Origin of the sequence: Macromonas nakdongensis, assembly GCF_002837145.1 — a bacterium.
In the GTDB taxonomy this organism is placed as follows: Bacteria; Pseudomonadota; Gammaproteobacteria; order Burkholderiales; family Burkholderiaceae_C; genus Macromonas_B; species Macromonas_B nakdongensis.
Window position 1 is genome coordinate 26,186 of sequence record NZ_NWMV01000054.1, and the last position, 23,625, is coordinate 49,810.

The 23,625-nt window shown below is 65.6% G+C and carries 24 protein-coding genes and 1 tRNA gene; 24 read left to right on the forward strand and 1 reads right to left on the reverse strand.

The genetic code is table 11. The features are described from left to right. Nucleotides 1–109: 109 nt before the first annotated feature. Nucleotides 110–1,399, reverse strand: a complete 1,290-nt coding sequence (locus tag CON77_RS08490) for a nitrate regulatory protein (RefSeq protein ID WP_101048728.1) — start codon at nucleotides 1,397–1,399, stop codon at nucleotides 110–112. Nucleotides 1,400–1,460: 61 nt separating this feature from the next. Between CON77_RS08490 and tsaD the strand changes: the two genes are divergently transcribed. The 24 genes from tsaD (at nucleotide 1,461) to CON77_RS08610 (ending at nucleotide 23,602) form a co-directional block, all read left to right on the forward strand. Further along, complete coding sequence (gene tsaD, locus CON77_RS08495; RefSeq protein WP_101048729.1) at nucleotides 1,461–2,507, forward strand: tRNA (adenosine(37)-N6)-threonylcarbamoyltransferase complex transferase subunit TsaD; 1,047 nt, start codon at nucleotides 1,461–1,463, stop codon at nucleotides 2,505–2,507. Between the two features lie 176 nt (nucleotides 2,508–2,683). Then, on the forward strand, nucleotides 2,684–2,950 hold the full coding sequence (gene rpsO / locus CON77_RS08500) for a 30S ribosomal protein S15 (protein ID WP_101048730.1): 267 nt from the start codon (nucleotides 2,684–2,686) through the stop codon (nucleotides 2,948–2,950). Between the two features lie 218 nt (nucleotides 2,951–3,168). Then, on the forward strand, nucleotides 3,169–5,298 hold the full coding sequence (gene pnp / locus CON77_RS08505) for a polyribonucleotide nucleotidyltransferase (protein WP_101048731.1): 2,130 nt from the start codon (nucleotides 3,169–3,171) through the stop codon (nucleotides 5,296–5,298). 28 nt (nucleotides 5,299–5,326) lie between these two features. Further along, entirely contained in the window at nucleotides 5,327–6,319 is a 993-nt protein-coding gene (locus CON77_RS08510; RefSeq protein ID WP_198552316.1) for an NAD(P)H-quinone oxidoreductase, read from the forward strand. Nucleotides 6,320–6,360: 41 nt separating this feature from the next. Next, a complete protein-coding gene (gene tpiA / locus CON77_RS08515; RefSeq protein ID WP_101048750.1) occupies nucleotides 6,361–7,110 on the forward strand; it encodes a triose-phosphate isomerase in 750 nt (249 codons plus the stop codon). A 20-nt stretch (nucleotides 7,111–7,130) separates the two neighbouring features. Continuing rightward, entirely contained in the window at nucleotides 7,131–7,493 is a 363-nt protein-coding gene (gene secG / locus CON77_RS08520) for a preprotein translocase subunit SecG (RefSeq protein ID WP_101048751.1), read from the forward strand. A 108-nt stretch (nucleotides 7,494–7,601) separates the two neighbouring features. Next, nucleotides 7,602–7,686 (forward strand) — tRNA-Leu (locus CON77_RS08525). Between the two features lie 41 nt (nucleotides 7,687–7,727). Further along, nucleotides 7,728–8,087, forward strand: a complete 360-nt coding sequence (locus CON77_RS08530; RefSeq protein ID WP_101048733.1) for an NADH-quinone oxidoreductase subunit A — start codon at nucleotides 7,728–7,730, stop codon at nucleotides 8,085–8,087. 27 nt (nucleotides 8,088–8,114) lie between these two features. Beyond that, a complete protein-coding gene (locus tag CON77_RS08535) occupies nucleotides 8,115–8,594 on the forward strand; it encodes a NuoB/complex I 20 kDa subunit family protein (RefSeq protein ID WP_101048734.1) in 480 nt (159 codons plus the stop codon). Nucleotides 8,595–8,616: 22 nt separating this feature from the next. Then, nucleotides 8,617–9,258 carry an NADH-quinone oxidoreductase subunit C gene (locus CON77_RS08540; protein WP_101048735.1) on the forward strand — a complete coding sequence of 214 codons (642 nt, stop codon included), beginning with the start codon at nucleotides 8,617–8,619 and terminating at the stop codon, nucleotides 9,256–9,258. A 26-nt stretch (nucleotides 9,259–9,284) separates the two neighbouring features. Continuing rightward, nucleotides 9,285–10,538, forward strand: coding sequence for an NADH-quinone oxidoreductase subunit D (locus CON77_RS08545; protein WP_101048736.1), 1,254 nt, complete (start codon nucleotides 9,285–9,287; stop codon nucleotides 10,536–10,538). After that, nucleotides 10,535–11,059, forward strand: coding sequence for an NADH-quinone oxidoreductase subunit NuoE (gene nuoE, locus CON77_RS08550; protein ID WP_198552315.1), 525 nt, complete (start codon nucleotides 10,535–10,537; stop codon nucleotides 11,057–11,059). Before CON77_RS08545 ends, nuoE begins: the two co-directional genes overlap by 4 nt. Then, nucleotides 11,056–12,408, forward strand: coding sequence for an NADH-quinone oxidoreductase subunit NuoF (gene nuoF, locus CON77_RS08555; RefSeq protein ID WP_101048737.1), 1,353 nt, complete (start codon nucleotides 11,056–11,058; stop codon nucleotides 12,406–12,408). The genes nuoE and nuoF overlap by 4 nt, the downstream gene beginning before the upstream one ends. Nucleotides 12,409–12,420: 12 nt before the next feature. Further along, complete coding sequence (gene nuoG / locus CON77_RS08560) at nucleotides 12,421–14,556, forward strand: NADH-quinone oxidoreductase subunit NuoG (protein WP_101048738.1); 2,136 nt, start codon at nucleotides 12,421–12,423, stop codon at nucleotides 14,554–14,556. Continuing rightward, the gene (gene nuoH, locus CON77_RS08565) at nucleotides 14,553–15,629 is read left to right on the forward strand and encodes an NADH-quinone oxidoreductase subunit NuoH (protein WP_101048739.1); all 1,077 of its coding nucleotides are present in this window, start codon (nucleotides 14,553–14,555) and stop codon (nucleotides 15,627–15,629) included. Before nuoG ends, nuoH begins: the two co-directional genes overlap by 4 nt. Before the next feature lie 13 nt (nucleotides 15,630–15,642). Next, complete coding sequence (gene nuoI, locus CON77_RS08570; protein WP_101048740.1) at nucleotides 15,643–16,152, forward strand: NADH-quinone oxidoreductase subunit NuoI; 510 nt, start codon at nucleotides 15,643–15,645, stop codon at nucleotides 16,150–16,152. Nucleotides 16,153–16,171: 19 nt separating this feature from the next. Next, nucleotides 16,172–16,816 carry an NADH-quinone oxidoreductase subunit J gene (locus tag CON77_RS08575; protein ID WP_101048741.1) on the forward strand — a complete coding sequence of 215 codons (645 nt, stop codon included), beginning with the start codon at nucleotides 16,172–16,174 and terminating at the stop codon, nucleotides 16,814–16,816. Continuing rightward, entirely contained in the window at nucleotides 16,813–17,121 is a 309-nt protein-coding gene (gene nuoK, locus CON77_RS08580) for an NADH-quinone oxidoreductase subunit NuoK (RefSeq protein WP_101048742.1), read from the forward strand. The genes CON77_RS08575 and nuoK overlap by 4 nt, the downstream gene beginning before the upstream one ends. 30 nt (nucleotides 17,122–17,151) lie before the next feature. Beyond that, the gene (nuoL, locus tag CON77_RS08585; protein ID WP_101048743.1) at nucleotides 17,152–19,191 is read left to right on the forward strand and encodes an NADH-quinone oxidoreductase subunit L; all 2,040 of its coding nucleotides are present in this window, start codon (nucleotides 17,152–17,154) and stop codon (nucleotides 19,189–19,191) included. Between the two features lie 13 nt (nucleotides 19,192–19,204). Further along, nucleotides 19,205–20,680 carry an NADH-quinone oxidoreductase subunit M gene (locus CON77_RS08590; protein WP_101048744.1) on the forward strand — a complete coding sequence of 492 codons (1,476 nt, stop codon included), beginning with the start codon at nucleotides 19,205–19,207 and terminating at the stop codon, nucleotides 20,678–20,680. 43 nt (nucleotides 20,681–20,723) lie between these two features. Then, complete coding sequence (nuoN, locus tag CON77_RS08595) at nucleotides 20,724–22,208, forward strand: NADH-quinone oxidoreductase subunit NuoN (RefSeq protein WP_101048745.1); 1,485 nt, start codon at nucleotides 20,724–20,726, stop codon at nucleotides 22,206–22,208. Nucleotides 22,209–22,219: 11 nt separating this feature from the next. Then, nucleotides 22,220–22,522: a DUF2818 family protein gene (locus tag CON77_RS08600; protein ID WP_101048746.1), complete on the forward strand. Its 303-nt coding sequence runs from the start codon at nucleotides 22,220–22,222 to the stop codon at nucleotides 22,520–22,522. Nucleotides 22,523–22,526: 4 nt separating this feature from the next. Beyond that, nucleotides 22,527–23,129 (forward strand): NUDIX domain-containing protein, encoded by a 603-nt coding sequence (locus tag CON77_RS08605; protein WP_101048747.1) that lies wholly within the window; start codon nucleotides 22,527–22,529, stop codon nucleotides 23,127–23,129. After that, nucleotides 23,126–23,602 (forward strand): DUF1178 family protein, encoded by a 477-nt coding sequence (locus CON77_RS08610; RefSeq protein ID WP_101048748.1) that lies wholly within the window; start codon nucleotides 23,126–23,128, stop codon nucleotides 23,600–23,602. Before CON77_RS08605 ends, CON77_RS08610 begins: the two co-directional genes overlap by 4 nt. Nucleotides 23,603–23,625: the final 23 nt, after the last annotated feature.

Consider the following 23,625-nt stretch of genomic DNA (forward strand, 5'->3'; position numbering starts at 1 on the left):
CGCCGCTTGTGCCCCGGCAGGGCGGGCGCCCAGGCTGTTTGGTCCCGCTTCGGTGCGGTGGGTGCGCACCGCGGTGCGCTGTGGCACTGAGTCGGTGCGCGTCGGCCGCTCAGGGCGCGCCGGCCGCGAGCACGTCGCGCATGGCCAGCACCGCCTCGGCCACGTCCACCAGGCGCTTGTTCTGGCTCATCGCCATTTGGCGCATGGCCTTGTGGGCGGCTTCTTCGTTGAGCTGGCGGTGGGCCATCAGCAGGCCTTTGGCGCGCTCGATCACCTTGCGCTCGTTCAGGCTGGCGCGTACGGTGTCGAGCTCGTCGGCCATGGACTGCAGGCGCTGCGCCTGGGCCTGCACCATCTCCAGCACCGACCGTTCGAGCTGCGAGCCGACCGGCTGGCTCGGCGGCACGCTGGCGGCGGGCAGCGCGCCTTGGAAAAATTGTTCCAGCAGGCGCGGGTCCGGGTCCGCGTCGGCGTTCGCGCCCGGGGTGTGCAGGCGCAATTCCAGGGCCTGCAATTGTTCCAGCTCGCGCGCTGCCGTGGCCAGTTGGCTGGCACAGCGGTCCAGCAGTTCGCGCGTCATCTGGTTTTCCACCAAGCGCATCTCGTCCATGCGCTGGCTGCAGCAGTCGAACCAGACCTGGCTGAATTGCGTGTTCAGCGGGCCGCCCACGCTGGCCGTGCCCAGCAGGCGGCGCATGCGTTCCAAGTCTGCCAGGGCCGAGGCCCGCTGGCATTCGCGCCACAGGCTGCGGGTGTCGTGGCTGGCAAAGTCGGTGAACACCTGCAGGCAGCGTTCCTGGGAGTCGATCAGGTGCAGCAGGCGCTGCTGGGCGTCGTGCCCGGTCACGCCGCCCGCGAACATCGCGGCGCCGGTTGCGCGTTCCTGCCCGGCGAATTCCTTGCCTTGCATGAAATTGAACAGCGCCACCAGCAGGCGCGAAATGGTCGGGTCGCTGGCCGTGTCCGCCGCTTCGCAGACCACCGCCAGCAGGCCGGCGATGAGCTGCACGTACGCCGCCGTGGCGGTGGTGGGCGTCCACTCCAAGGCCTGGATGCCGCTGCGCAGACCGGGCAGGGCGCCCAGGCCGTGCAGCACGTAGGCGATGCGGCTGAACAGCCGGGCACCGTTGTCGTGCCGACCGGCCCCGGTTTCCAGGCCGTCGAAGGCGGTGCGCAGTTCCAGGGCGGTGGCGTCGCTGGTGGCCCGCTGGTTTTGCAGCGCCTCGCCAAAGCGCTCCCCGCGCGAGCCCAGGAACAGGTTGCTCAGGCCGCGTTCCCGCTGCAGTTCGTGGATCATGCGCGACGTGACCTGCACCAGCGCGCTGGTCTGCTGCAGTTGGCGCAGGTCGGCCATCTCGCACTGCTTGGCGGCCATCAGGAAGCTCAAACCGGTTTTCATCGGGGCCAGGGTGGCGTTCGTGGGGTGACCCCGCTATTGTGCACCGCCGTACACTCGGCCCATGCTGATTTTGGGAATCGAATCGTCCTGTGACGAAACCGGGGTGGCCCTGGTCGAGGCGGCCGTGGGCGATGGCCACACGCCACGCCTGCTGGGTCATGCCCTGCACAGCCAGATCGAGATGCACCAGGCCTACGGCGGCGTGGTGCCCGAGCTGGCCAGCCGCGACCACATCCGCCGGGTCCTGCCCCTGACCGATGCGGCCTTGCACCAGGCCGGTCGGCGCCTGGAGCAGGTCGAGCTGGTGGCCTACACCCGCGGCCCGGGGCTGGCCGGGGCCTTGCTGGTGGGGGCGGGCGTGGCCTGTGCCATCGCCGCGGCCCTGGGGCGCCCCACCTTGGGGGTGCACCACCTGGAAGGGCATCTGCTGTCGCCCTTCCTCAGCGCCGACCCGCCCGACTTTCCCTTCGTCGCCTTGCTGGTGTCGGGTGGCCACACCCAGCTGATGCGGGTCGACGGGGTCGGGCGCTACGAGCTGCTGGGGGAAACCATCGACGACGCGGCCGGCGAGGCCTTCGACAAATCCGCCAAGCTGCTGGGTCTGGGCTACCCGGGCGGACCGGCCTTGTCGCGCCTGGCCGAGCAGGGGCAGTCCGACGCCTTCAAGCTGCCACGCCCCCTGCTGCACAGCGGCGATCTGGACTTTTCCTTCGCCGGCCTCAAGACCGCGGTGCTGACCCAGACCAAAAAACTCGGTGCCGAGCTGGACGCGCGCCGCGCCGACCTGGCCGCCGCCACCCAGGCGGCGATCGTGGAGGTGCTGGTGAAAAAATCGCTCGCGGCCCTGACGCAAACCGGCCTGCGGCGCCTGGTGGTGGCCGGTGGTGTGGGTGCCAATCGCCAGCTGCGTGCCGAACTGGACGCCGCTTGTCAGCGCCGCGGCGTGCGCGTGCACTACCCCGAGCTGCACCTGTGCACCGACAATGGCGCGATGATCGCGCTGGCCGCCGGGATGCGCTTGCAGGCCGGGTTGGTGGAGGAGGGCGAGCCGTCTTACCGCTTCGACGTGAAACCGCGCTGGCCGCTGGCCGAACTGTCGGCCCCCTGAAGTCCAGGGCGGGCCGCGCGGTCTGGACCAGTCGACCGCAGGGCCGCTCCCGGCTATAATCCAAAGTTGCTTATCCGTTCGGGTGGGCATTTCACGCCCGTTGCGGCAAACCGCTGGCTGTCCACAGCCAGACGGCCCCCTGCGACGGGATGCTTGTTCTAAGAAGGAAGATTCCCATGATTTCTCACGCCGCCAAGGCCGAAGTGATTGCGTCCAACGCCCGCGCCGCCAACGACACCGGCAGCCCCGAAGTGCAGGTCGCCATCCTGACCGCCCGCATCAACGAGCTGACCCCCCACTTCAAGACCCACGCCAAAGACCACCACGGTCGCCGTGGTCTGCTGAAGATGGTGAGCCGCCGCCGCAAGCTGTTGGACTACCTGAAGTCCAAGGACTCCGACCGTTACGTCGCCCTGATCCAGAAGCTGGGCCTGCGCAAGTAATCGGTTTGGTGTTTTACTGAATCCCGAACGCCTGGGTTGCTCAGCCGCCCCAGGCGTTTTTTGCTTTTTCACCGGAGCGCTGTCGTTCAGATCGAAGCTGTGTCATTCCAGCAGGGGGTGCCCGCCGCGCGGGGGCTTGCTGGAATGGCATCGTGTTCTGAGGGCGGATCTCCAGGCCATGTGCGTGGCCTCACACGCACACAACACAGGAGCAGAGCATGACCATGTTCAACAAAGTCACCAAGACCTTCCAGTGGGGTCAAAACACCGTCCGCATGGAAACCGGCGAAATCGCCCGCCAGTCCAGTGGCGCCGTCCTGCTCGACATGGACGGCACCGTGGTGCTGGCCACCGTCGTCGCCAAGTCCGAAGCCAAGGCCGGTCAGGACTTCTTCCCGCTGACCGTCGATTACATCGAGAAAACCTACGCCGCCGGCAAGATCCCCGGCAGCTTCTTCAAGCGCGAAGGCCGCCCGAGCGAATTTGAAACCCTGACCAGCCGCCTGATCGACCGCCCGATCCGCCCGCTGTTCCCCGAAGGCTTCTTCAACGAAGTGCAGGTGGTCATCCACACCCTGTCGCTGAACCCCGAAGTCGACGCCGACATCGCCGCCATGATCGCCACCTCGGCGGCCCTGTCGATCTCCGGCATCCCGTTCAACGGCCCCATCGGCGCCGCGCGCGTGGGTTACGTCAACGGTGAATACGTGTTGAACCCGGGCCAGACCGCCCGCAAGAACAGCCAGATGGACCTGGTGGTGGCCGGCACCGAGGCCGCCGTGCTGATGGTCGAATCCGAAGCCCAGCAACTGAGCGAAGAGGTGATGTTGGGCGCCGTGGTGTTCGGCCACGAGCAGGGCAACATCGCCATCGCCGCCATCAATGAACTGGTGCGCGACGCCGGCAAGCCGGAATGGAACTGGGAAGCCCCGGCACGCGACGAGGCCCTGATCGCCAAGGTTGAGGCCCTGGGCCGCGACAAGCTGGTGGCCGCCTACCAAATCCGCAACAAGCAGGCCCGCACCCAGGCCTGCCGCGGCGCCTACGCCGACGTGATGGCCGGCCTGAAGGCCGACGCCGTGGAGTTCGACAGCGTCAAGGTGCAGGACCTGCTGTTCAACATCGAAGCCTCCATCGTGCGTGGCCAGATCCTGGCCGGCGAGCCCCGCATCGACGGCCGCGACACCCGCACCGTGCGCGCCATCGAAATCCGCAACAGCGTGCTGCCGCGCACCCACGGTTCCGCCCTGTTCACCCGCGGTGAAACCCAGGCCTTGGTCGTGGCCACCCTCGGCACCGACCGCGACGCCCAGCGCATCGACGCGCTGGCCGGCGAGTTCGAAGACCGCTTCATGCTGCACTACAACATGCCCCCGTTTGCCACCGGCGAAACCGGGCGCGTGGGTTCGCCGAAGCGCCGCGAGATCGGCCACGGCCGTCTGGCCAAGCGTGCCCTGGTCGCCGCGCTGCCGAGCAAGGAAGAATTCCCCTACACCCTGCGCGTGGTGTCGGAAATCACCGAATCCAACGGTTCCTCGTCCATGGCCTCCGTTTGCGGCGGCTGCCTGGCGCTGATGGACGCCGGCGTGCCCATGAAGGCCCACGTGGCCGGCATCGCCATGGGCCTGATCAAGGACGGCAACCGCTTCGCCGTGCTGACCGACATCCTGGGTGACGAGGACCACCTCGGCGACATGGACTTCAAGGTGGCGGGCACCACCAACGGCGTGACCGCCCTGCAGATGGACATCAAGATCCAGGGCATCACCAAGGAAATCATGCAGGTCGCGCTGGCCCAGGCCAAGGAAGCCCGCATGCACATCCTGGGCAAGATGCAGGACGCCATGGGCGAAGCCAAGACCGAAGTGAGCAACTTCGCGCCCAAGCTGTTCACCATGAAGATCAATCCCGAGAAGATCCGTGACGTGATCGGCAAAGGCGGCGCCGTGATCCGCGCGCTGACCGAAGAGACCGGCTGCCAGATCAACATCGAGGAAGACGGCACCATCACCATCGCCGCCACCGAGGCCGCCAAGGCCGACGAAGCCAAGCGCCGCATCGAGCAGATCACCGCCGAAGTCGAAATCGGCAAGGTCTACGAAGGTCCGGTCACCAAGATCTTGGACTTCGGCGCCCTGATCAACCTGCTGCCCGGCAAGGACGGCCTGCTGCACATCAGCCAGATCGCCCACCAGCGCGTGGAGAAGGTCACCGACTTCCTCAAGGAAGGCCAGATCGTCAAGGTCAAGGTGCTGGAAACCGACGAAAAGGGCCGCATCAAGCTGTCCATGAAGGCGCTGCTCGACCGCGACGACGCCGGCGTGCAACAGCAGCAACAGCAGCAATAAGCCTGGGGTGGCGGGCATGAGTCAGACGATGCGAGCCGTCGAGATCACCGCCTATGGGGCGCCCGAGGTGTTGCGCCTCGGTGAGCGCGAGCGGCCGGTGCCCGGGCCGGGTGAACTGCTGGTCCGCGTGACCGCTTCGGGCGTGAACCGCCCGGACGTGCTGCAGCGTACCGGCAACTACCCGGTGCCACCCGGTGCTTCGGACATTCCCGGCCTGGAAGTGGCCGGGGTGGTCGAGGCCGGTGACGCCGCGGCCCTGGCCGAGGCGGGCTTGCAGTTGGGCGACCGCGTCTGTGCCCTGGTGGCCGGTGGCGGTTACGCCGAGTACTGCGTGGCCCCGGTCGGGCAGTGCCTGCCGGTGCCCGCCGGCTGGACGGACGTGGAGGCCGCCGGCCTGCCCGAAACCTTTTTCACCGTCTGGAGCAACGTCTTCGACCGTGGCCGTCTGCAGCCCGGCGAAACCCTGCTGGTGCAAGGCGGCTCCAGTGGCATTGGCGTCACCGCCATCCAGATGGCCAAGGCGCTGGGCGCCACGGTCATCGTCACCGTGGGCAGCGAGGACAAGGCGCAGGCCTGTCGGGCGCTGGGGGCCGACCACGCCATCAATTACAAGACGCAGGATTTCGTTGCCGCCGTGGCCGAACTGACCGCAGGTCGCGGGGTGGACGTCATCCTCGACATGGTGGCCGGACCTTACGTGGCGCGCGAGATCGATTGCCTGGTCGAAGACGGCCGCCTGGTCATCATCGCCGTGCAAGGTGGGGTGAATGCCGAGGTCAACGCCGGCAAGGTGCTGCGGCGCCGCCTGACGGTCACGGGGTCCACCCTGCGGCCGCGCCCGGTGGCGTTCAAGGCGGCCATCGCCGCCCGCCTGCACCAGCGCGTCTGGCCTTTGCTGGTCAGTGGCGCCATCCGTCCGGTGGTGTTCCAGGTGTTCCCGCCCGCGCAGGCGGACCGGGCGCATGCCCTGATGGAATCCAACCAGCACATCGGCAAGATCGTGCTGGATTGGCGGTTGTGAACCCCGGTGCGAGCGGTGCCTGGGCGCAAAATACGAGCAACATGAAAAAACTCATCGTTGGCAACTGGAAAATGAACGGCGGGCTCCTGGAGAACGCCGCCTTGGTCCAGGCCCTGTTGCAGGGGCTGCCACGCGCAGGCGTCGAGGCGGCTGTGTGCGTGCCCATGCCTTACCTGGGGCAGATGCAGCAGTTGCTGCAGGGCTCGCCCCTGGCCTGGGGGGCGCAGGATGCCTCGGCCCACGAGCAGGGCGCCTACACCGGGGAAACCAGCGCCACCATGCTGCGCGACTTTGCCTGCCGCTACGCCCTGGTGGGCCATTCGGAGCGGCGCCAGTACCACGGGGAAAGCGACGACACCGTGGCCACCAAGGCCCAGCGCGCGCTGGCGGCGGGCATCACACCCATCGTCTGCGTGGGCGAGACCCTGGCCGAACGCCAGGCCGGCCGGACCGAGCTGGTGGTCAAGCGCCAGCTCGCCTCGGTCGTCCACACCGTGGGGCATTGCACCAGCGAAATCGTGGTGGCCTACGAGCCGGTCTGGGCCATCGGCACCGGCCAGACGGCCACGCCCGAACAGGCGCAGGCGGTGCACGCCGTGCTGCGCGCCCAGTTGCAGGCGGCCACCGCCCACGCGGGGCGCATCCGCATCCTGTACGGCGGCAGCATGAACCCGGCCAATGCGGCCGAATTGCTGCGCCAGCCCGACATCGACGGCGGCCTCATCGGCGGCGCCTCGCTGAAGGCCCCCGAATTTCTCAGCATCATCGCTTCGGTGCCCGCCGCGGCCTGAAGTCTTTTTCTGGAGTGAACATGAGCGTTTTGATGACCATTCTGCTGGCGGTGCAACTGCTGTCGGCCATTGCCATGATCGGCCTGATCCTCGTGCAGCACGGCAAGGGTGCCGATGCGGGAGCGGCTTTCGGTGGTGGCGGTGGTGGCTCGGCCAGCTTGTTCGGGGCTTCGGGCAGCGCCAATTTTCTGTCGCGCAGCACGGCGGCCCTGGCCACGGTGTTCCTGGTGTGCACCCTGGGTCTGGCCTATTTTGGCAATGCACGCCCGGCCGCGTCCGGCAGCGTGCTCGAGAACGTGCCGGCCTCCAGCGCCCCCGCTGGCACGGCTGCGCCGACCACCTCGGCCGCACCGACCGGTGCCGCACAGATCCCGGGGCAGTGACCCGGTTTGTAAGGAAAATCCCTGAGTTTTCGGGGTAGAATCGCGGTCTGTTGAGCAAGCCGATGCCTCAAATGCCAGGCTTGTATCAACAGCGCAACAATAATTCATGCCGACGTGGTGAAATTGGTAGACACGCTATCTTGAGGGGGTAGTGGCGAAAGCTGTGCGAGTTCGAGTCTCGCCGTCGGCACCAATTCAAACGAGGCGCCCCAGGGGCGCCCGCGGGACCGCCAAATGAACCTAGAGCAATACCTTCCAGTTCTCTTGTTTGTCTTGGTCGGTATGGCGGTCGGGGTACTCCCCCAGGTGTTGGGCTACATCTTGGGCCCCAACCGTCCTGACGCCGCAAAAAATTCCCCCTACGAATGTGGTTTCGAGGCCTTTGAAGACGCACGGATGAAGTTCGACGTGCGTTACTACCTCGTCGCCATCCTGTTCATTCTGTTCGATCTCGAAATCACCTTCCTGGTGCCCTGGGCGGTGGCGTTCACCGACATCGGCTCCTACGGCTTCTGGGTGGGGGTGGTGTTTCTGGTCGACCTGATCGTGGGGTTTGTGTACGCCTGGAAAGTCGGCGCCCTGGATTGGGAATGAGGTCGGCGTAAAGCGCAGGAGTTCTAGATGATCGAAGGCGTCTTCAAAGAAGGCTTCATCACCACCAGTTACGACTCGGTGGTGAATTGGGCCAAAACCGGTTCCTTGTGGCCCATGACGTTCGGCTTGGCGTGCTGTGCCGTGGAAATGATGCACGCGGCCACCGCCCGTTACGACCTGGCCCGTTTCGGCGCCGAGGTCTTTCGCGCCAGTCCGCGCCAGTCCGATCTGATGATCGTGGCCGGCACCCTGTGCAACAAAATGGCTCCGGCCCTGCGCAAGGTCTACGACCAGATGGCCGAGCCGCGCTGGGTGCTGTCCATGGGTTCCTGTGCCAACGGTGGTGGTTATTACCACTACAGCTACTCGGTGGTGCGGGGCTGCGACCGCATCGTGCCGGTCGATGTTTATGTGCCGGGCTGTCCGCCCACGGCCGAGGCATTGCTCTACGGCATCATCCAGCTCCAGCAGAAGATCCGCCGGACCAACACGATTGCGCGCGCCTGAGGCGCTCGGGAGGTTTCTGAAGATGACGCAAGCAGTCAGTGGTGCAGCGCACGTGGGTGCCTGGTCGGCGGTGGCGCCGGAGGCCCTGCGCGACACCGTCGCCCAGGCTTTGGCCGCGTGTGGCGCCGAAGTTTCCATCGAGCGCGGTGAAGTGACCGTGCAGGTGCCGGCGGCCCAGTACCTGGCCGCCATGCAGGTCCTGCGCGACGCTCCCGGTTGCCAGTTCGAGCAACTGCTGGACCTCTGTGGTCTGGACTACTCCGATTACCGCGATGGCCGCTGGGAAGGCTTGCGCTTTGCTGCGGTGTCGCACCTCCTGTCCGTCAGCCTGAACCAGCGCGTGCGCGTGCGCGTGTTCGCCCCGGACGATGATTTCCCGGTGGTCGATTCCGTCACCGCCCTGTGGTCCTCGGCCAACTGGTACGAGCGCGAGGCCTTCGACCTCTACGGCATCGTCTTCGAAGGCCACAACGACCTGCGTCGCATCCTGACCGATTACGGCTTCATCGGTCACCCCTTCCGCAAGGATTTCCCGGTGTCGGGTCACGTCGAAATGCGTTACGACGCCGAGCGCCGCCGCGTGGTGTACGAACCGGTGAGCATCGAGCCGCGCGAAATCACGCCGCGCATCATCCGCGAAGACAACTACGGGGGGCTGCACTGAGGCGCCGCCTCGTCGTGAGATGAAACATGGCTGAAATCAAGAACTACACCCTGAACTTCGGTCCGCAGCACCCGGCCGCGCACGGCGTGCTGCGCCTGGTGCTGGAGCTGGACGGCGAAGTCGTGCAACGCGCCGACCCGCACATCGGCCTGCTGCACCGCGCCACCGAGAAGCTGGCCGAAAGCAAGACCTTCATCCAGTCGCTGCCCTACATGGACCGGCTGGACTACGTGTCCATGATGTGCAACGAGCACGCCTACTGCCTGGCCATCGAGAAGCTGCTGGGCATCGAGGTGCCGGTGCGCGCGCAGTACATCCGCGTGATGTTCAGCGAGATCACACGCCTGCTGAATCACCTGATGTGGCTGGGTTCGCACGGCAACGACTGCGGCAGCTCCACCATCCTAATCTACGCCTTCCGTGAACGCGAAGACCTGTTCGACATGTACGAGGCGGTGTCGGGCGCGCGCATGCACGCGGCCTATTTCCGCCCGGGTGGCGTCTACCGCGACCTGCCGGACACCATGCCGCAATACAAGGTCAGCAAGATCCGCAACGCCAAGGCGCTGGCGGAGATGAACACCAACCGCCAGGGTTCGCTGCTCGACTTCATCGACGACTTCACCCAGCGCTTCCCGACCTACCTCGACGAATACCACACCCTGCTGACCGACAACCGGATCTGGAAACAGCGCACCGTGGGCATCGGTGTGGTCAGCCCGGAACGTGCCCTCAACCTGGGCATGACCGGCCCCATGCTGCGTGGCTCCGGCATCGCCTGGGACCTGCGCAAGAAGCAGCCCTACGATGTGTACGATCGCCTGGACTTCGACATCCCGGTCGGCAAGACCGGCGACACCTACGACCGCTACCTCGTCCGCATGGAGGAGATGAAGCAGTCCAACCGCATCATCAAGCAGTGCGTGGACTGGCTGCGTGCCAACCCGGGCCCGGTCATCACCGACAACCACAAGGTGGCGCCGCCCTCGCGCGAATCCATGAAGTCAAGCATGGAAGAGCTCATCCACCACTTCAAGCTCTTCACCGAAGGTTTCCACGTGCCCGAGGGCGAGGCCTATGCGGCGGTGGAGCATCCGAAAGGCGAGTTCGGCATCTACCTGGTGAGCGACGGTGCCAACAAGCCCTACCGCCTGAAGATCCGTGCCCCCGGTTTCGCCCACCTGGCGACGCTGGACGAAATGGCCAAGGGCCACATGCTGGCCGACGCGGTGGCCATCATCGGCACCATGGACATCGTGTTTGGAGAGATTGACCGATGAGCGCACACCATACCGCCGTGCAGGCCATGGCGTTCACCGACGCCACGCTGGGGCGTTTCGCCCGCGAGGTGGCCAAGTACCCGGCCGAACAGAAGCAATCCGCCGTGATGGCCTGCCTGTCTATCGTGCAGCAGGAGCAGGGCTGGGTCAGCCCCGAAGCCGAGAAGGGCATTGGCGATTACCTCGGCATGCCGGCCATTGCCGTGCACGAGGTGACCACCTTCTACAACATGTACAACCAGCGTCCGCTCGGCAAGTTCAAGCTGAACGTGTGCACCAACCTGCCGTGCACCCTGCGCGACGGTGGTAAGGCCTTGCAGCACCTGGAGCGCAAGCTCGGCATCCACATGGGCGAGACCACGGCCGACGGCCTGTTCACCCTGCAGCAGAGCGAATGCCTGGGCGCCTGCGCCGATTCGCCGGTGATGCTGGTGAACGACCGCCACATGTGCAGCTTTATGAGCAACGACAAGCTCGACCAGCTGATCGACGGCCTGAAGGCCGCGGAGGGCCAGGCATGAACGCGAACCAAGTGCTCGCCCAGTTCCAGGCCAAGGGTCTGGAAACCTGCTTCCACGACCGCCACATCAACCCGCAGATCTACGCCGGGCTGAACGGCAGCAACTGGTCCATCCAGGACTACGAAGCGCGCGGTGGCTACCAGGCCTTGCGCAAAATCCTGGGCAAGGACGGCGGCGATGGCCTGAGCCAGGACCAGGTGATCGCCACCATGAAAGAGTCCTCGCTGCGCGGTCGCGGTGGCGCCGGTTTCCCCACCGGACTGAAGTGGAGCTTCATGCCACGCCAGTTCCCGGGCGTCAAGCACCTCGTCTGCAACTCCGACGAAGGCGAGCCGGGCACCTGCAAGGACCGCGACATCCTGATGTACAACCCGCACATCGTGATCGAAGGCATGATCATTGCCGCGTACGCGATGGGCATTGCCGTGGGTTACAACTACATCCACGGCGAGATTTTCCAGGTCTACGAACGCTTCGAGGCCGCGCTGGAAGAGGCCCGTGCCGCCGGCTACCTGGGCGACAGCATCCTGGGTTCGGGTTTCAGCTTCCAGTTACACGCCCACCACGGTTTCGGCGCCTACATCTGTGGCGAAGAAACCGCGCTGCTCGAATCGCTGGAAGGCAAAAAGGGCCAGCCGCGCTTCAAGCCGCCGTTCCCGGCCAGCTTTGGCCTCTACGGCAAGCCCACCACCATCAACAACACCGAGACCTTCGCGGCGGTGCCCTGGATCATCCGCAACGGCGGCCAGGCCTACCTCGAATGCGGCAAGCCCAACAACGGCGGCACCAAGATCTTCTCGGTCAGCGGTGACGTGGAGCGACCCGGCAACTACGAGATTCCGCTCGGCACACCGTTCAGCAAGCTGTTGGAACTGGCCGGTGGCGTGCGCGCCGGCCGCCAACTCAAGGCGGTGATCCCCGGTGGTTCGTCGGCCCCGGTGCTGCCGGCGAACATCATCATGGACTGCACGATGGACTACGACTCCATCAGCAAGGCCGGCTCCATGCTGGGTTCGGGTGCGGTGATCGTGATGGACGACAGCCGCTGCATGGTCAAGTCGCTGCAGCGCTTGAGCTATTTCTACATGCACGAGTCCTGTGGCCAGTGCACCCCCTGCCGCGAAGGCACGGGCTGGCTGTGGCGCATGGTGGACCGCATCGAACGCGGCGAGGGCAAGCCCAGCGACCTGGCCTTGCTCGACAACGTGGCCGAGAACATCATGGGGCGCACCATCTGCGCCCTGGGTGACGCGGCCGCCATGCCGGTGCGCGGCATGATCAAGCACTTCCGCCACGAGTTCGAACACCACATCGAACACAAGACCTGCATGGTCCCGGCATACGTTTAACCAGAGCTGAACATGGTTGAAATCGAACTCGACGGCAAGAAGGTGGAAGTGCCGCCCGGCAGCATGGTGATGCATGCGGCCGACAAGGCAGGCACCTACATTCCCCACTTCTGCTACCACAAGAAGCTGTCCATCGCGGCCAACTGCCGCATGTGTCTGGTGGACGTGGAAAAGGCCCCCAAGCCCATGCCCGCCTGTGCCACCCCGGTGACCCAGGGCATGGTCGTGCGTACCCAGTCCGACAAGGCCGTCAAGGCGCAGAAGTCGGTCATGGAGTTCCTGCTGATCAACCACCCGCTGGATTGCCCGATCTGCGACCAGGGCGGTGAGTGCCAGCTGCAGGACCTGGCCGTGGGTTACGGTGGCGGTGCTTCGCGCTACGAGGAAGAAAAGCGCGTGGTGTTCCACAAGGACGTGGGCCCGCTGATCTCCATGGAGGAGATGAGCCGCTGCATCCACTGCACCCGCTGTGTGCGCTTCGGCCAGGAAATCGCCGGCATCATGGAACTCGGCATGTCGCACCGCGGCGAGCATTCCGAGATCGAAACCTTCGTCGGCGAGAGCGTGGACTCCGAGCTGTCGGGCAGCATGGTCGACATCTGCCCGGTCGGTGCCCTGACCAGCAAGCCCTTCCGCTACCAGGCGCGTACCTGGGAATTGTCGCGCCGCAAGAGCGTGAGCCCGCACGATTCCACCGGTGCCAACCTGATCGTTCAGGTCAAGAACAACCGCGTGATGCGCGTGGTGCCACTGGAAAACGAGGCGGTGAACGAATGCTGGATCGCCGACCGCGACCGTTTCAGCTACGAAGCCGTCAACGGCGAAGACCGCCTGACCCACCCCATGCTCAAGCAGGGCGGCGAGTGGACCACGGTGGACTGGCAGACCGCGCTGGAATACGTGGCCAATGGTCTGAAGCAGGTGCAGTCTGAGCAGGGCGCTGGCGCCATTGGCTTGTTGGCCAGTCCGCACAGCACCGTGGAAGAGCTGTACCTGGCCGGCGCATTGGTGCGCGGTCTGGGCAGCCAGAACATCGACAGCCGCCTGCGTGCGGCCGACTACGGCAACGCCGCAGCGGCCGGTCAAGCCCGTTGGCTGGGTCTGCCCATCGCCGAACTGTCCACCCTGGACCGCGTGCTGGTCGTGGGCTCCAACCTGCGCAAAGACCACCCGCTCTTCGCTCAGCGCATCCGCCAGGCGGCCCGCAAAGGGGCCCAGGTGAACGTGCTGTGGGCGGCCGCCCAGGACTGGGCCCTGCCGGTGGCCAACGCCGTGCAAGCCGACGCCGGCTACTGGGCCGTGGCCTTGGCGGGCATTGCCGCCGCCGTGGCAGAAAGCCAGGGCGTGGCCGCACCGGCCCATGTCGAAATCACCGCAGAGGCGCGTGCCGTGGCGGCGTCTTTGCTGTCGGGCGAGCGCAAAGCCGTGCTGCTGGGCAACGCCGCGGCCCACCACGAACAGGCGTCCGGCCTGCTGGCGCTGGCGCAGTGGATCGCGACCCAGACCGGTGCCCGCGTCGGTTACCTGACCGAGGCCGCCAACACCGTGGGCGCGCAACTGGTGCGTGCCCTGCCGGGCGATGCTGGCCTGAACGCCACCCAGATGCTGACCGGCGGCCTGAAAGCCGCGCTGCTGCTGAGCGTGGAGCCGGGCGCCGACACGGCCGTCTGCACCCAGGGCCTGCAGCAGACCGACATGGTGGTCACACTCAGCCCGTTCAAGACCAACCTGGACGTGAGCGACGTGCTGCTGCCCATCGCGCCGTTCACCGAAACGTCCGGCTCTTTCGTCAACGCCGAAGGCCGTTTGCAAGGCTTCCACGCCGTGGTCAAGCCCCTGGGCGAAGCCCGCCCGGCCTGGAAAGTGCTGCGCGTGCTGGGCAACCTGCTGGGCTTGCCGGGCTTCGACGCCGAATCGTCGCAGGCGGTGCTGGCCCAGGCCCTGCCGGGGGTGGAGTTGGGTGATTGCGTGCCCGCGCAACGCCTGAGCAATGCCACCGCCGCCGCCGTGGACACCACAGTCACCAGCGGCACGCCCTGCGTGGCGCCGATCTACCAGCTCGACGGTCTGGTGCGCCGCGCCCCGTCGCTGCAACTGACCGCCGACGGCCGTGCCGCCCAACGCGCTGAAGAGGGAGTGTGCGCATGATCGACGCGATGTACAACGGTGGCCTGAACCTGATCGCCGCCGCCTGGTGGCAGACGGCGGCCTGGCCGGTGCTGTGGAACCTGATCAAAATCGTTGCCGTTCTGGCGCCCCTGATGGGGGCCGTGGCCTACCTGACGCTGTGGGAGCGCCGCCTGCTGGGTTTCATGCAGGTGCGCCTGGGTCCGAACCGCGTGGGCCCCTTCGGTCTGTTGCAACCGATCGCCGACGCGCTCAAGCTGCTGAGCAAGGAATTGATCAACCCGACCGCCGCCGCCAAGGGTCTGTTCCGCCTGGGGCCGATCATGGCCATCATGCCGGCGCTGGCCGCCTGGGTGGTGGTGCCCTTCGGCCCCGAAGCCGTGCTGGCCAACGTCAACGCCGGCGTGCTGGTGATTTTGGCCATCACCTCCATCGAGGTCTACGGCGTCATCATCGCCGGCTGGGCATCGAACTCCAAGTACGCTTTCCTGGGCGCGCTGCGTGCTTCGGCGCAGATGGTGAGCTACGAGCTGGCCATCGGTTTTTGCTTCCTGGTGGTGGTCATGACCGCCGGCAGCCTGAACCTGATCGACATCGTCAACTCGCAGAACCGCGGCATGGGCGCCGACATGGGCCTGACCTTCTTGTCGTGGAACTGGCTGCCACTGTTGCCGATTTTCCTGGTCTACCTGATTTCCGGCGTGGCCGAAACCAACCGCCACCCCTTTGACGTGGTGGAAGGCGAGGCCGAGATCGTCGCCGGTCACATGGTCGAGTACTCGGGCATGGGCTTTGCCATCTTCTTCCTGGCCGAATACGCCAGCATGTGGCTGGTGTCCATCCTGGCCGTGCTGATGTTCCTGGGTGGCTGGGCTGCGCCGGTGCCCTTCCTGGACTTCGTCCCGGGCTGGATCTGGCTGGGTGCCAAAACCTTCGTCGTCGTGTCCATGTTCATCTGGATTCGCGCCACTTTCCCCCGCTTCCGTTACGACCAGATCATGCGTCTGGGCTGGAAGGTCTTCATCCCCGTCACGCTGGTCTGGCTGCTGCTGGTCGGTGCGCTGATGCAGACGTCCTGGAACCTCTGGAAGTAAGGAGCCCACAAGCATGTCTGCCACCGCTGTCGCTCCCTTCTCGTTGAAGGATTTCTTCAAGAGCTTTTTGCTCGTGGAACTGTTCAAGGGCATGGCCCTGACCGGCCGTTACGCCCTGCGCCGCAAGGTGACGGTGCAGTTCCCCGAGGAAAAGACCCCGCTGTCGCCGCGTTTCCGTGGCCTGCACGCCCAGCGCCGTTACGACAACGGCGAAGAACGCTGCATTGCCTGCAAGCTGTGCGAGGCCGTGTGCCCGGCCATGGCCATCACCATCGAGTCCGACGTGCGCGATGACGGCACCCGCCGCACCACGCGCTACGACATCGACCTGACCAAGTGCATCTTCTGCGGCTTCTGCGAAGAGGCCTGCCCGGTGGACGCCATCGTCGAGACGCAGATCCTCGAATACCACGGCGAAAAACGCGGCGACCTCTATTTCACCAAAGAGATGCTGCTGGCCGTGGGCGACCGCTACGAGCCCGAGATCGCGGCGGCCAAGGCGGCCGACGCCAAGTACCGCTGAAAGGCCAAGCGAGAACAACATGGATTACCAAGCGGGCTTTTTCTACCTGTTTTCCGCGGTGCTGCTGTTCGCGGCCTTCCGCGTGGTCACCGCGCGCAACCCGGTGCACGCGGTGCTGTACCTGATGCTGGCCTTCTCCCAGGCGGCCGCCGTGTGGCTGCTGCTCAAGGCCGAGTTCCTGGGCATCACCCTGGTGCTGGTCTACCTGGGCGCCGTGATGGTGCTGTTCCTGTTCGTGGTGATGATGCTGGACATCAACGTCGACGAACTGCGGGTCGGCTTCTGGAAACATTTCCCCCTGGCCGCCGTGCTGGGGGCGCTGGTCAGCGCCGAACTGATCGCGGTGCTGTGGGTCGGCTTCCCCAAGCTGGGCGTGGAAACCGCCGCTGCGGTGGCCGGGGCCGACCATTCGAACACCCGTGAACTGGGCAAGCTGCTGTACGGCCAGTACAGCTACGCGGTGGAAGTGGCGGCGGTGATCCTGCTGCTGGCCATGGTCGCGGCCATTGGCCTGACCCTGCGCGAGCGCAAGGAAAGCAAGGCCATCGATCCGGCCATCCAGGTGCGCGTCAAGGCCGCCGACCGCCTGACGGTGGTGGCGCTGGCGCCCACGCCGAAAGCCGCTGCCGTCGAGCAGCCGAAAGAGGAGGGGAAGACGTCATGAGTCTGACATTGGGGCATTTCCTGTCGCTGGGCGCGATCCTGTTCGCACTGTCGGTGGTCGGCATCTTCCTGAACCGCAAGAACCTGATCGTGCTGCTGATGGCCATCGAACTGATGCTGCTGGCGGTGAACATGAATTTCGTCGCGTTCTCCCACTACCTGGGGGATCTGCACGGCCAGATCTTCGTGTTCTTCATCCTCACGGTGGCCGCGGCCGAATCGGCGATCGGTCTGGCCATCCTGGTGCTGCTGTTCCGCAACCGTTCCTCCATCAACGTGGACGAACTCAACACGCTCAAGGGCTGACGCTCAAGGGTTTTACGCAAAGTCACAACGATGAGTACAAGCCTTTCTGCAAGCACGCTGCTGGCGGTGCCCCTGGCCCCGCTGCTGGGCTCGGTCCTGGCCGGTATCCTGGGCACCAAGTTCGGTGGCAACGTCATCGGGCGCCGGGCCTCGCACACCTTCACCATCCTGGGCGTGTTGATCGCCTTCGTCCTGTCGGCTCTGACGCTGAAGAGCGTGGCCGTGGACGGCGCCCGTTTCAATCAGACCATTTACGAGTGGATGGTGGTGGGCGGCCTGAAGATGGAAATCGGCTTCATGGTCGATGGCCTGACCGCCATGATGATGTGCGTGGTCACCTTCGTGTCGTTGATGGTGCACCTCTACACCATCGGCTACATGGAGGAAGACGCCGGCTACAACCGCTTCTTCGCCTACATCTCGCTGTTCACCTTCAGCATGCTGATGCTGGTGATGAGCAACAACCTGCTGCAGCTGTTCTTCGGCTGGGAAGCGGTGGGCCTGGTGTCTTACCTGCTGATCGGCTTCTGGTTCAACAAGCCGACGGCGATCTTCGCCAACATGAAGGCCTTTCTGGTCAACCGCGTGGGTGACTTCGGCTTCATCCTGGGCATTGGCCTGTTGGCGGCCTACACCGGTTCGCTGAACTACACCGAGATCTTTGCCAAGGCCCCGCAACTGGCCGGCATCGAATTCCCCTGGTACGTGTTCGGCCAGGATGCGATGTTGGTGACCGTGATCGGCATCTGCCTGTTCATCGGTGCCATGGGCAAATCGGCCCAGTTCCCGCTGCACGTCTGGCTGCCCGACTCGATGGAAGGCCCGACCCCGATCTCCGCGCTCATCCACGCCGCCACCATGGTGACCGCCGGCATCTTCATGGTGGCGCGCATGTCGCCCATCTACGAACTGTCGGACGCGGCGCTGAACTTCATCCTGGTGATCGGCGCCATCACCGCGCTGTTCATGGGCTTCCTGGGTATCATCCAGAACGACATCAAGCGGGTCATCGCCTACTCCACGCTGTCGCAGCTGGGCTACATGACCGTGGCGCTGGGCGCCTCGGCCTACTCGGTGGCGGTGTTCCACCTGATGACCCACGCCTTCTTCAAGGCGTTGCTGTTCCTGGGGGCCGGCTCGGTCATCATGGGCATGCACCACAACCAGGACATCCGCTGGATGGGCAATGTGCGCAAGTACATGCCCATCACCTGGATCACCTTCGTGCTGGGCACCCTGGCGCTGATCGGCACGCCGCTGTTCTCCGGTTTCTACTCGAAGGACAGCATCATCGAGGCGGTGCACTTCAGCCACCTGCCGGCCGCGGGCTTCGCCCACTTCGCGGTGCTGGCCGGCGTGTTCGTCACCTCCTTCTACTCGTTCCGTCTGTACTTCCTGGTGTTCCACGGCAAAGAGCGTTACGACCAGAACCCGGACGCGCACCACGACGACCACCACCACGACGACCACGGCCACCATGGCGATGGCCAACCGCACGAGTCGCCGTGGGTGGTGACGGTGCCGCTGCTGCTGCTGGCCATCCCCTCGGTGGTGATCGGTTACATGACCATCCAGCCCATGCTGTTCGGTGACTTCCTGGCCGACGCCATCCACATCAACGCCGCGCTGCACCCGGCCCTGGTCAAGTTCGCCGAGACCTTCCACGGCCCGCTGGGCATGGCCGCACACGCCCTGTCCACCCCGCCGCTGTACCTGGCCGCGGCCGGTGCCGTGACCGCCTGGTACATGTACCTGGTCAACCCGGCCGTGCCCCAGGCCATCGGCAAGGCCTTGCGCCCGGTGGTGGTGGTCCTGGAGAACAAGTACTTCATGGACTGGATCAACGAGAACATCATCGCCAAGGCCGCCCGCGGTGTCGGTATCGGTCTGTGGAAGGGCGGCGACCGTGGCCTGATCGAAGGCGCGGTGGTCAACCTGAGCTGGAAGATCGTCGGTGCGGTGTCGGGCCTGGTGCGCAAGGGCCAGACCGGCTTCCTGTACCACTACGCCTTCGTGATGATCGCCGGCGTGCTGGCCTTCATGACCTACTTCGTGTGGCTCGCCAAATAAGGAGAAGAAGAAAATGGGTTTGCTGAGCCTTGCGATCTGGACGCCGATCTTCTTCGGTGTCGTCCTGCTCGCGATCGGGCGTGACGAACACGCCAATTTCGTGCGCTGGGTGGCGCTCATCGGGGCCCTGGCGGGTCTGGCGGTGACGGTGCCCCTCTACACCGGCTTCGAAGTCGGCTCCGCCGCGCTGCAATTCGTCGAGAAGAGCGTGTGGATCGGGCGCTTCAACGTCCACTACCACCTCGCAGTGGACGGCATATCGCTCTGGCTGGTGCTGCTGACGGCCTTCATCACGGTGATCGTGGTCATCGCCGGCTGGGAAGTCATCACCGAGCGCGTCAACCAGTACATGGGCGCCTTCCTCATCCTGTCGGGCCTGATGATCGGCGTCTTCGCCGCCGCCGACGCGATGCTGTTTTACGTCTTCTTCGAAGCCACGCTGATCCCGATGTACCTGATCATCGGCATCTGGGGCGGTCCGAACAAGATTTACGCGGCGTTCAAGTTCTTCCTCTACACCTTGCTCGGCTCGCTGCTGATGTTGGTGGCACTGGTCTACCTCTACAACGTCTCGGGTGGCAGTTTCGACCTGGCCGTGTGGCACAAGCTGCCGCTGGGTGCCGGCGTCCAGACCGCGCTGTTCTTCGCCTTCTTTGCCGCCTTCGCCGTGAAGGTGCCGATGTGGCCGGTGCACACCTGGTTGCCCGACGTGCACGTGGAAGCCCCGACCGGTGGCTCCGCCGTGCTGGCCGCCATCATGCTGAAACTGGGTGCCTACGGCTTCCTGCGCTTCTCGCTGCCCATCGCCCCCGATGCCTCGCACGAGTGGGCCGGTCTGATGATCGGTCTGTCGCTGATCGCGGTGATCTACGTCGGTCTGGTCGCCATGGTGCAGCAGGACATGAAGAAGCTGGTGGCGTATTCGTCCGTGGCGCACATGGGTTTCGTGTCGCTCGGTTTCTTCCTGTTCAACGAACTGTCGGTGACCGGTGCCATCGTGCAGATGGTCTCGCACGGCTTCGTCTCGGCCGCCATGTTCCTGGGCATCGGCGTGCTCTACGACCGCGTGCATTCGCGTGAAATCGCCGATTACGGCGGCGTGATCAACACCATGCCGACTTTCGCCGCCTTCGCCCTGCTGTTCACCATGGCCAACGCCGGCCTGCCGGGCACGGCCGGTTTCGTGGGTGAGTGGATGGTCATTCTGGGGGCGGTCAAGGCCAACTTCTGGGTGGGCATGGCCGCGGCCACCGCCCTGATCTTCGGCGCGGCGTATTCGCTGTGGATGTTCAAGCGCGTCTACCTGGGCCCGGTCGGCAACGACCACGTCAAGGCCCTGCTGGACATCAACGCGCGCGAATTCCTGGTGATGTCGCTGCTGGCCCTGATGGTGCTGTACATGGGCATCCACCCCAAGCCCTTCACCGACGTGATGACCCCCTCGGTCGCCGAGCTGCTCAAGCACGTGGCCGTGTCCAAGCTGCCCTGAGGCGTGAACGCCCACGCCTGACACAGATTTGAGAGAGCCCTCCATGATTGACAGTATCAGCTTGGCCATGGTCATGCCGGAGATCATCCTCCTGGTGATGACCAGCCTGATCGCGATTTACGACCTGTTCATCCAGTCGCCCGGTCGTGCCTCGACCCACCGCCTCACCCTGCTGACCCTGGCGGTGGTGGCCGGCCTGGAGGCCTACATGGCCAGCAGCGGCCAGACCCTGAGCGGCTTTGGCGGCATGGTGGTGAACGATCCGATGGCCGCGTGGCTGAAGTGCTTTGCCGCGGTGGCCATGATCGTGACCCTGGTGTACGCACGCCCCTATGCGCAGCAGCGCGGCATGCTGCGCGGTGGCGAGCTGTTCTCGCTGGCCTCGTACTCGCTGCTGGGCATGTTCATCATGATCTCGGCCCACCACTTCCTGGTGGTCTACCTCGGTCTGGAGCTGCTGACCCTGGCCGGCTACGCCCTGGTGGCCCTTCGCCGCGACGACGCACGCGCCACCGAAGCGGCCATGAAGTATTTCGTCCTCGGTGCCTTGGCCAGCGGCTTCCTGCTCTATGGCCTGTCGCTGTTGTACGGCGCCACCGGTTCTCTGGACATCGCCGTGGTGGCCCAGGCCATCGCGGCCAATGGCGTCAAGTCCCAGGTGTTGGTGCTGGGCCTGGTGTTCGTGGTCGCCGGCCTGGCCTTCAAGCTGGGGGTGGTGCCCTTCCACATGTGGGTGCCCGACGTGTACCACGGCGCTCCCACCGCCGTCACGCTGATGATCGGTGGTGCCCCCAAGCTGGCGGCGTTCGCCATCGTCATGCGTTTGCTGGTCGAGGGCCTGATGCCCCTGGCCGTGGACTGGCAGCAGATGCTGGCGGTGCTGGCCGTGGTGTCGCTCGTCGTTGGCAACCTGGCCGCCGTGGCGCAGACCAACCTCAAGCGCATGCTGGCCTTCTCCACGATCGCACAGATGGGCTTCATGCTGCTGGCCTTCGTCGGTGGCGTGGTCAACGGCGATGCCAGCAACGCCGCCAACGCCTACGGCGCGGCCATGTTCTACGTGGTCACCTACGTGCTGACCACGCTGGCCACCTTCGGTGTGGTGCTGTTGCTGTCGCGCGAAGGTTTCGAGTCCGAAGAGATCGCCGACCTGGCCGGCCTGAACCAGCGCAGCCCGCTGTACGCCGGCGTGCTGGCGGCCTGCATGTTCTCCTTGGCCGGTGTGCCGCCCCTGGTCGGTTTCTACGCCAAGCTGTCCGTGCTGCAGGCCCTGTTGCAGGCCGGTGGCGGCTTGTACGTCGGCCTGGCCGTGTTCGCCGTGCTGATGTCGCTGATCGGTGCTTTCTACTACCTGCGCATCGTCAAGGTCATGTATTTTGACGCGCCCAGCCAGACGGCGCCCGTAGCCGCCCCCTTGGACGTGCGCGTGGTGCTCTCCATCAACGGCGCCCTGGTGCTGGTGCTGGGTCTGCTGCCCGGCGGGTTGATGGCCTTGTGCGCCGACGCCATCCGCGCCTTGCTGGTCTGAACCACCCTGCCATGAACGACTCTGTGTCTGTGTGGCTGGTGGTGGCCTTGGGTTTCCTGGCCGCCAACCTGCCTTTTGTCAACGAACGGGTGCTGGCCTTCTGGCCCACGCGGGCTCCGCACAAGAGCCTGTGGCTGCGGCTGTTCGAGATGCTCGTCTGGTACGCCGTGGTCGGCGGGCTGGGCCTGGCCCTGGAGCAGCACGCGGGCCAGATTTACCCGCAGGGCTGGGAGTTCTACGCGGTGACCGCCGCCATGTTCCTGACCTTCGCCTTCCCGGGTTTCGTCTACCGTTACCTGGCGCGGCGGCGCTGAATCCATGCAGGCGCCCCTGTTGCCCGAACCGCAACCGGGCCACCTGAAGGAAACACCGCTGGCCAGCGAAACGGTGTTCCAGGGCCGTTTTTTGCGCGTCCAGCGCGACGCGGTGCGCCTGCCCGACGGCTCCGACAGCGTGCGCGAGTACGTGCTGCATCCCGGCGCCGTCATGGTCATTCCCTGGCTGGACGACGGCCGCGTCGTCGTCGAGCGGCAATACCGCTACCCCCTGCAGCGGGCCATGATCGAATTTCCCGCCGGCAAGCTGGACCCGGGCGAGTCGGTGCTCGCCTGTGCCCAGCGCGAACTGTGGGAGGAAACCGGTTACCGCGCGGCCGAATGGGCGCGTGCCGGTGTGCTGCACCCGGTGATTGCCTATGCCACCGAATTCATCGACATCTGGTTTGCCCGCGGGCTGACCTTGGGCGAGCGCCGGCTGGATGCCGGCGAGTTCCTGGACGTGCTGGCGGTGACGCCGGACGAACTGTTCTGCGCCTGCCGCGACGGCGTGGTCACCGACGCCAAGACCCTGAGCGGCGCGCTCTGGTTGCAGAACGTGCTGCGCGGCGACTGGTCGCTCGACTGGCAGCGGGTGGCGCCATGAAGGTGCTCGACCTGGCGTGTGCACAGGCGCACGTGTTCGAGGGTTGGTTCGCCTCCGAAGCCGATTTTCTGGACCAGCGCACGCGTGGTTTGGTCGAATGCCCCTGTTGTGGCGACCGCCAGATCGAAAAGCGCCTGAGTGCACCGCGTTTGAACCTGGGGCGCTCGGCGCCCGAGCCGGCCGCATCGGCCGTGAAGCCGGCGCCGTCCGGTTCCGCCCCGCAGGCGGCGCCCGGTGGGCTGCCGGCACACCTGCAGGCCGCCTGGTGGCAGGCCATGCGCGAGGTGGCGGCGCGCACCGAGGACGTGGGCGAGCGTTTTGCCGAAGAGGCCCGGCGCATGCACCACGGCGAGGCCGAACGCCGCGACATCCGGGGCCGCGCCAGCGGCGCGCAGGCCCTGGAATTGCTGGAGGAGGGCATCGTGGTGCTGCCCCTGCCCGACCTGCCGGTGTTCGACGGACCCTTGCAGTGATCCACCGCTGCACCTCCCGCAGG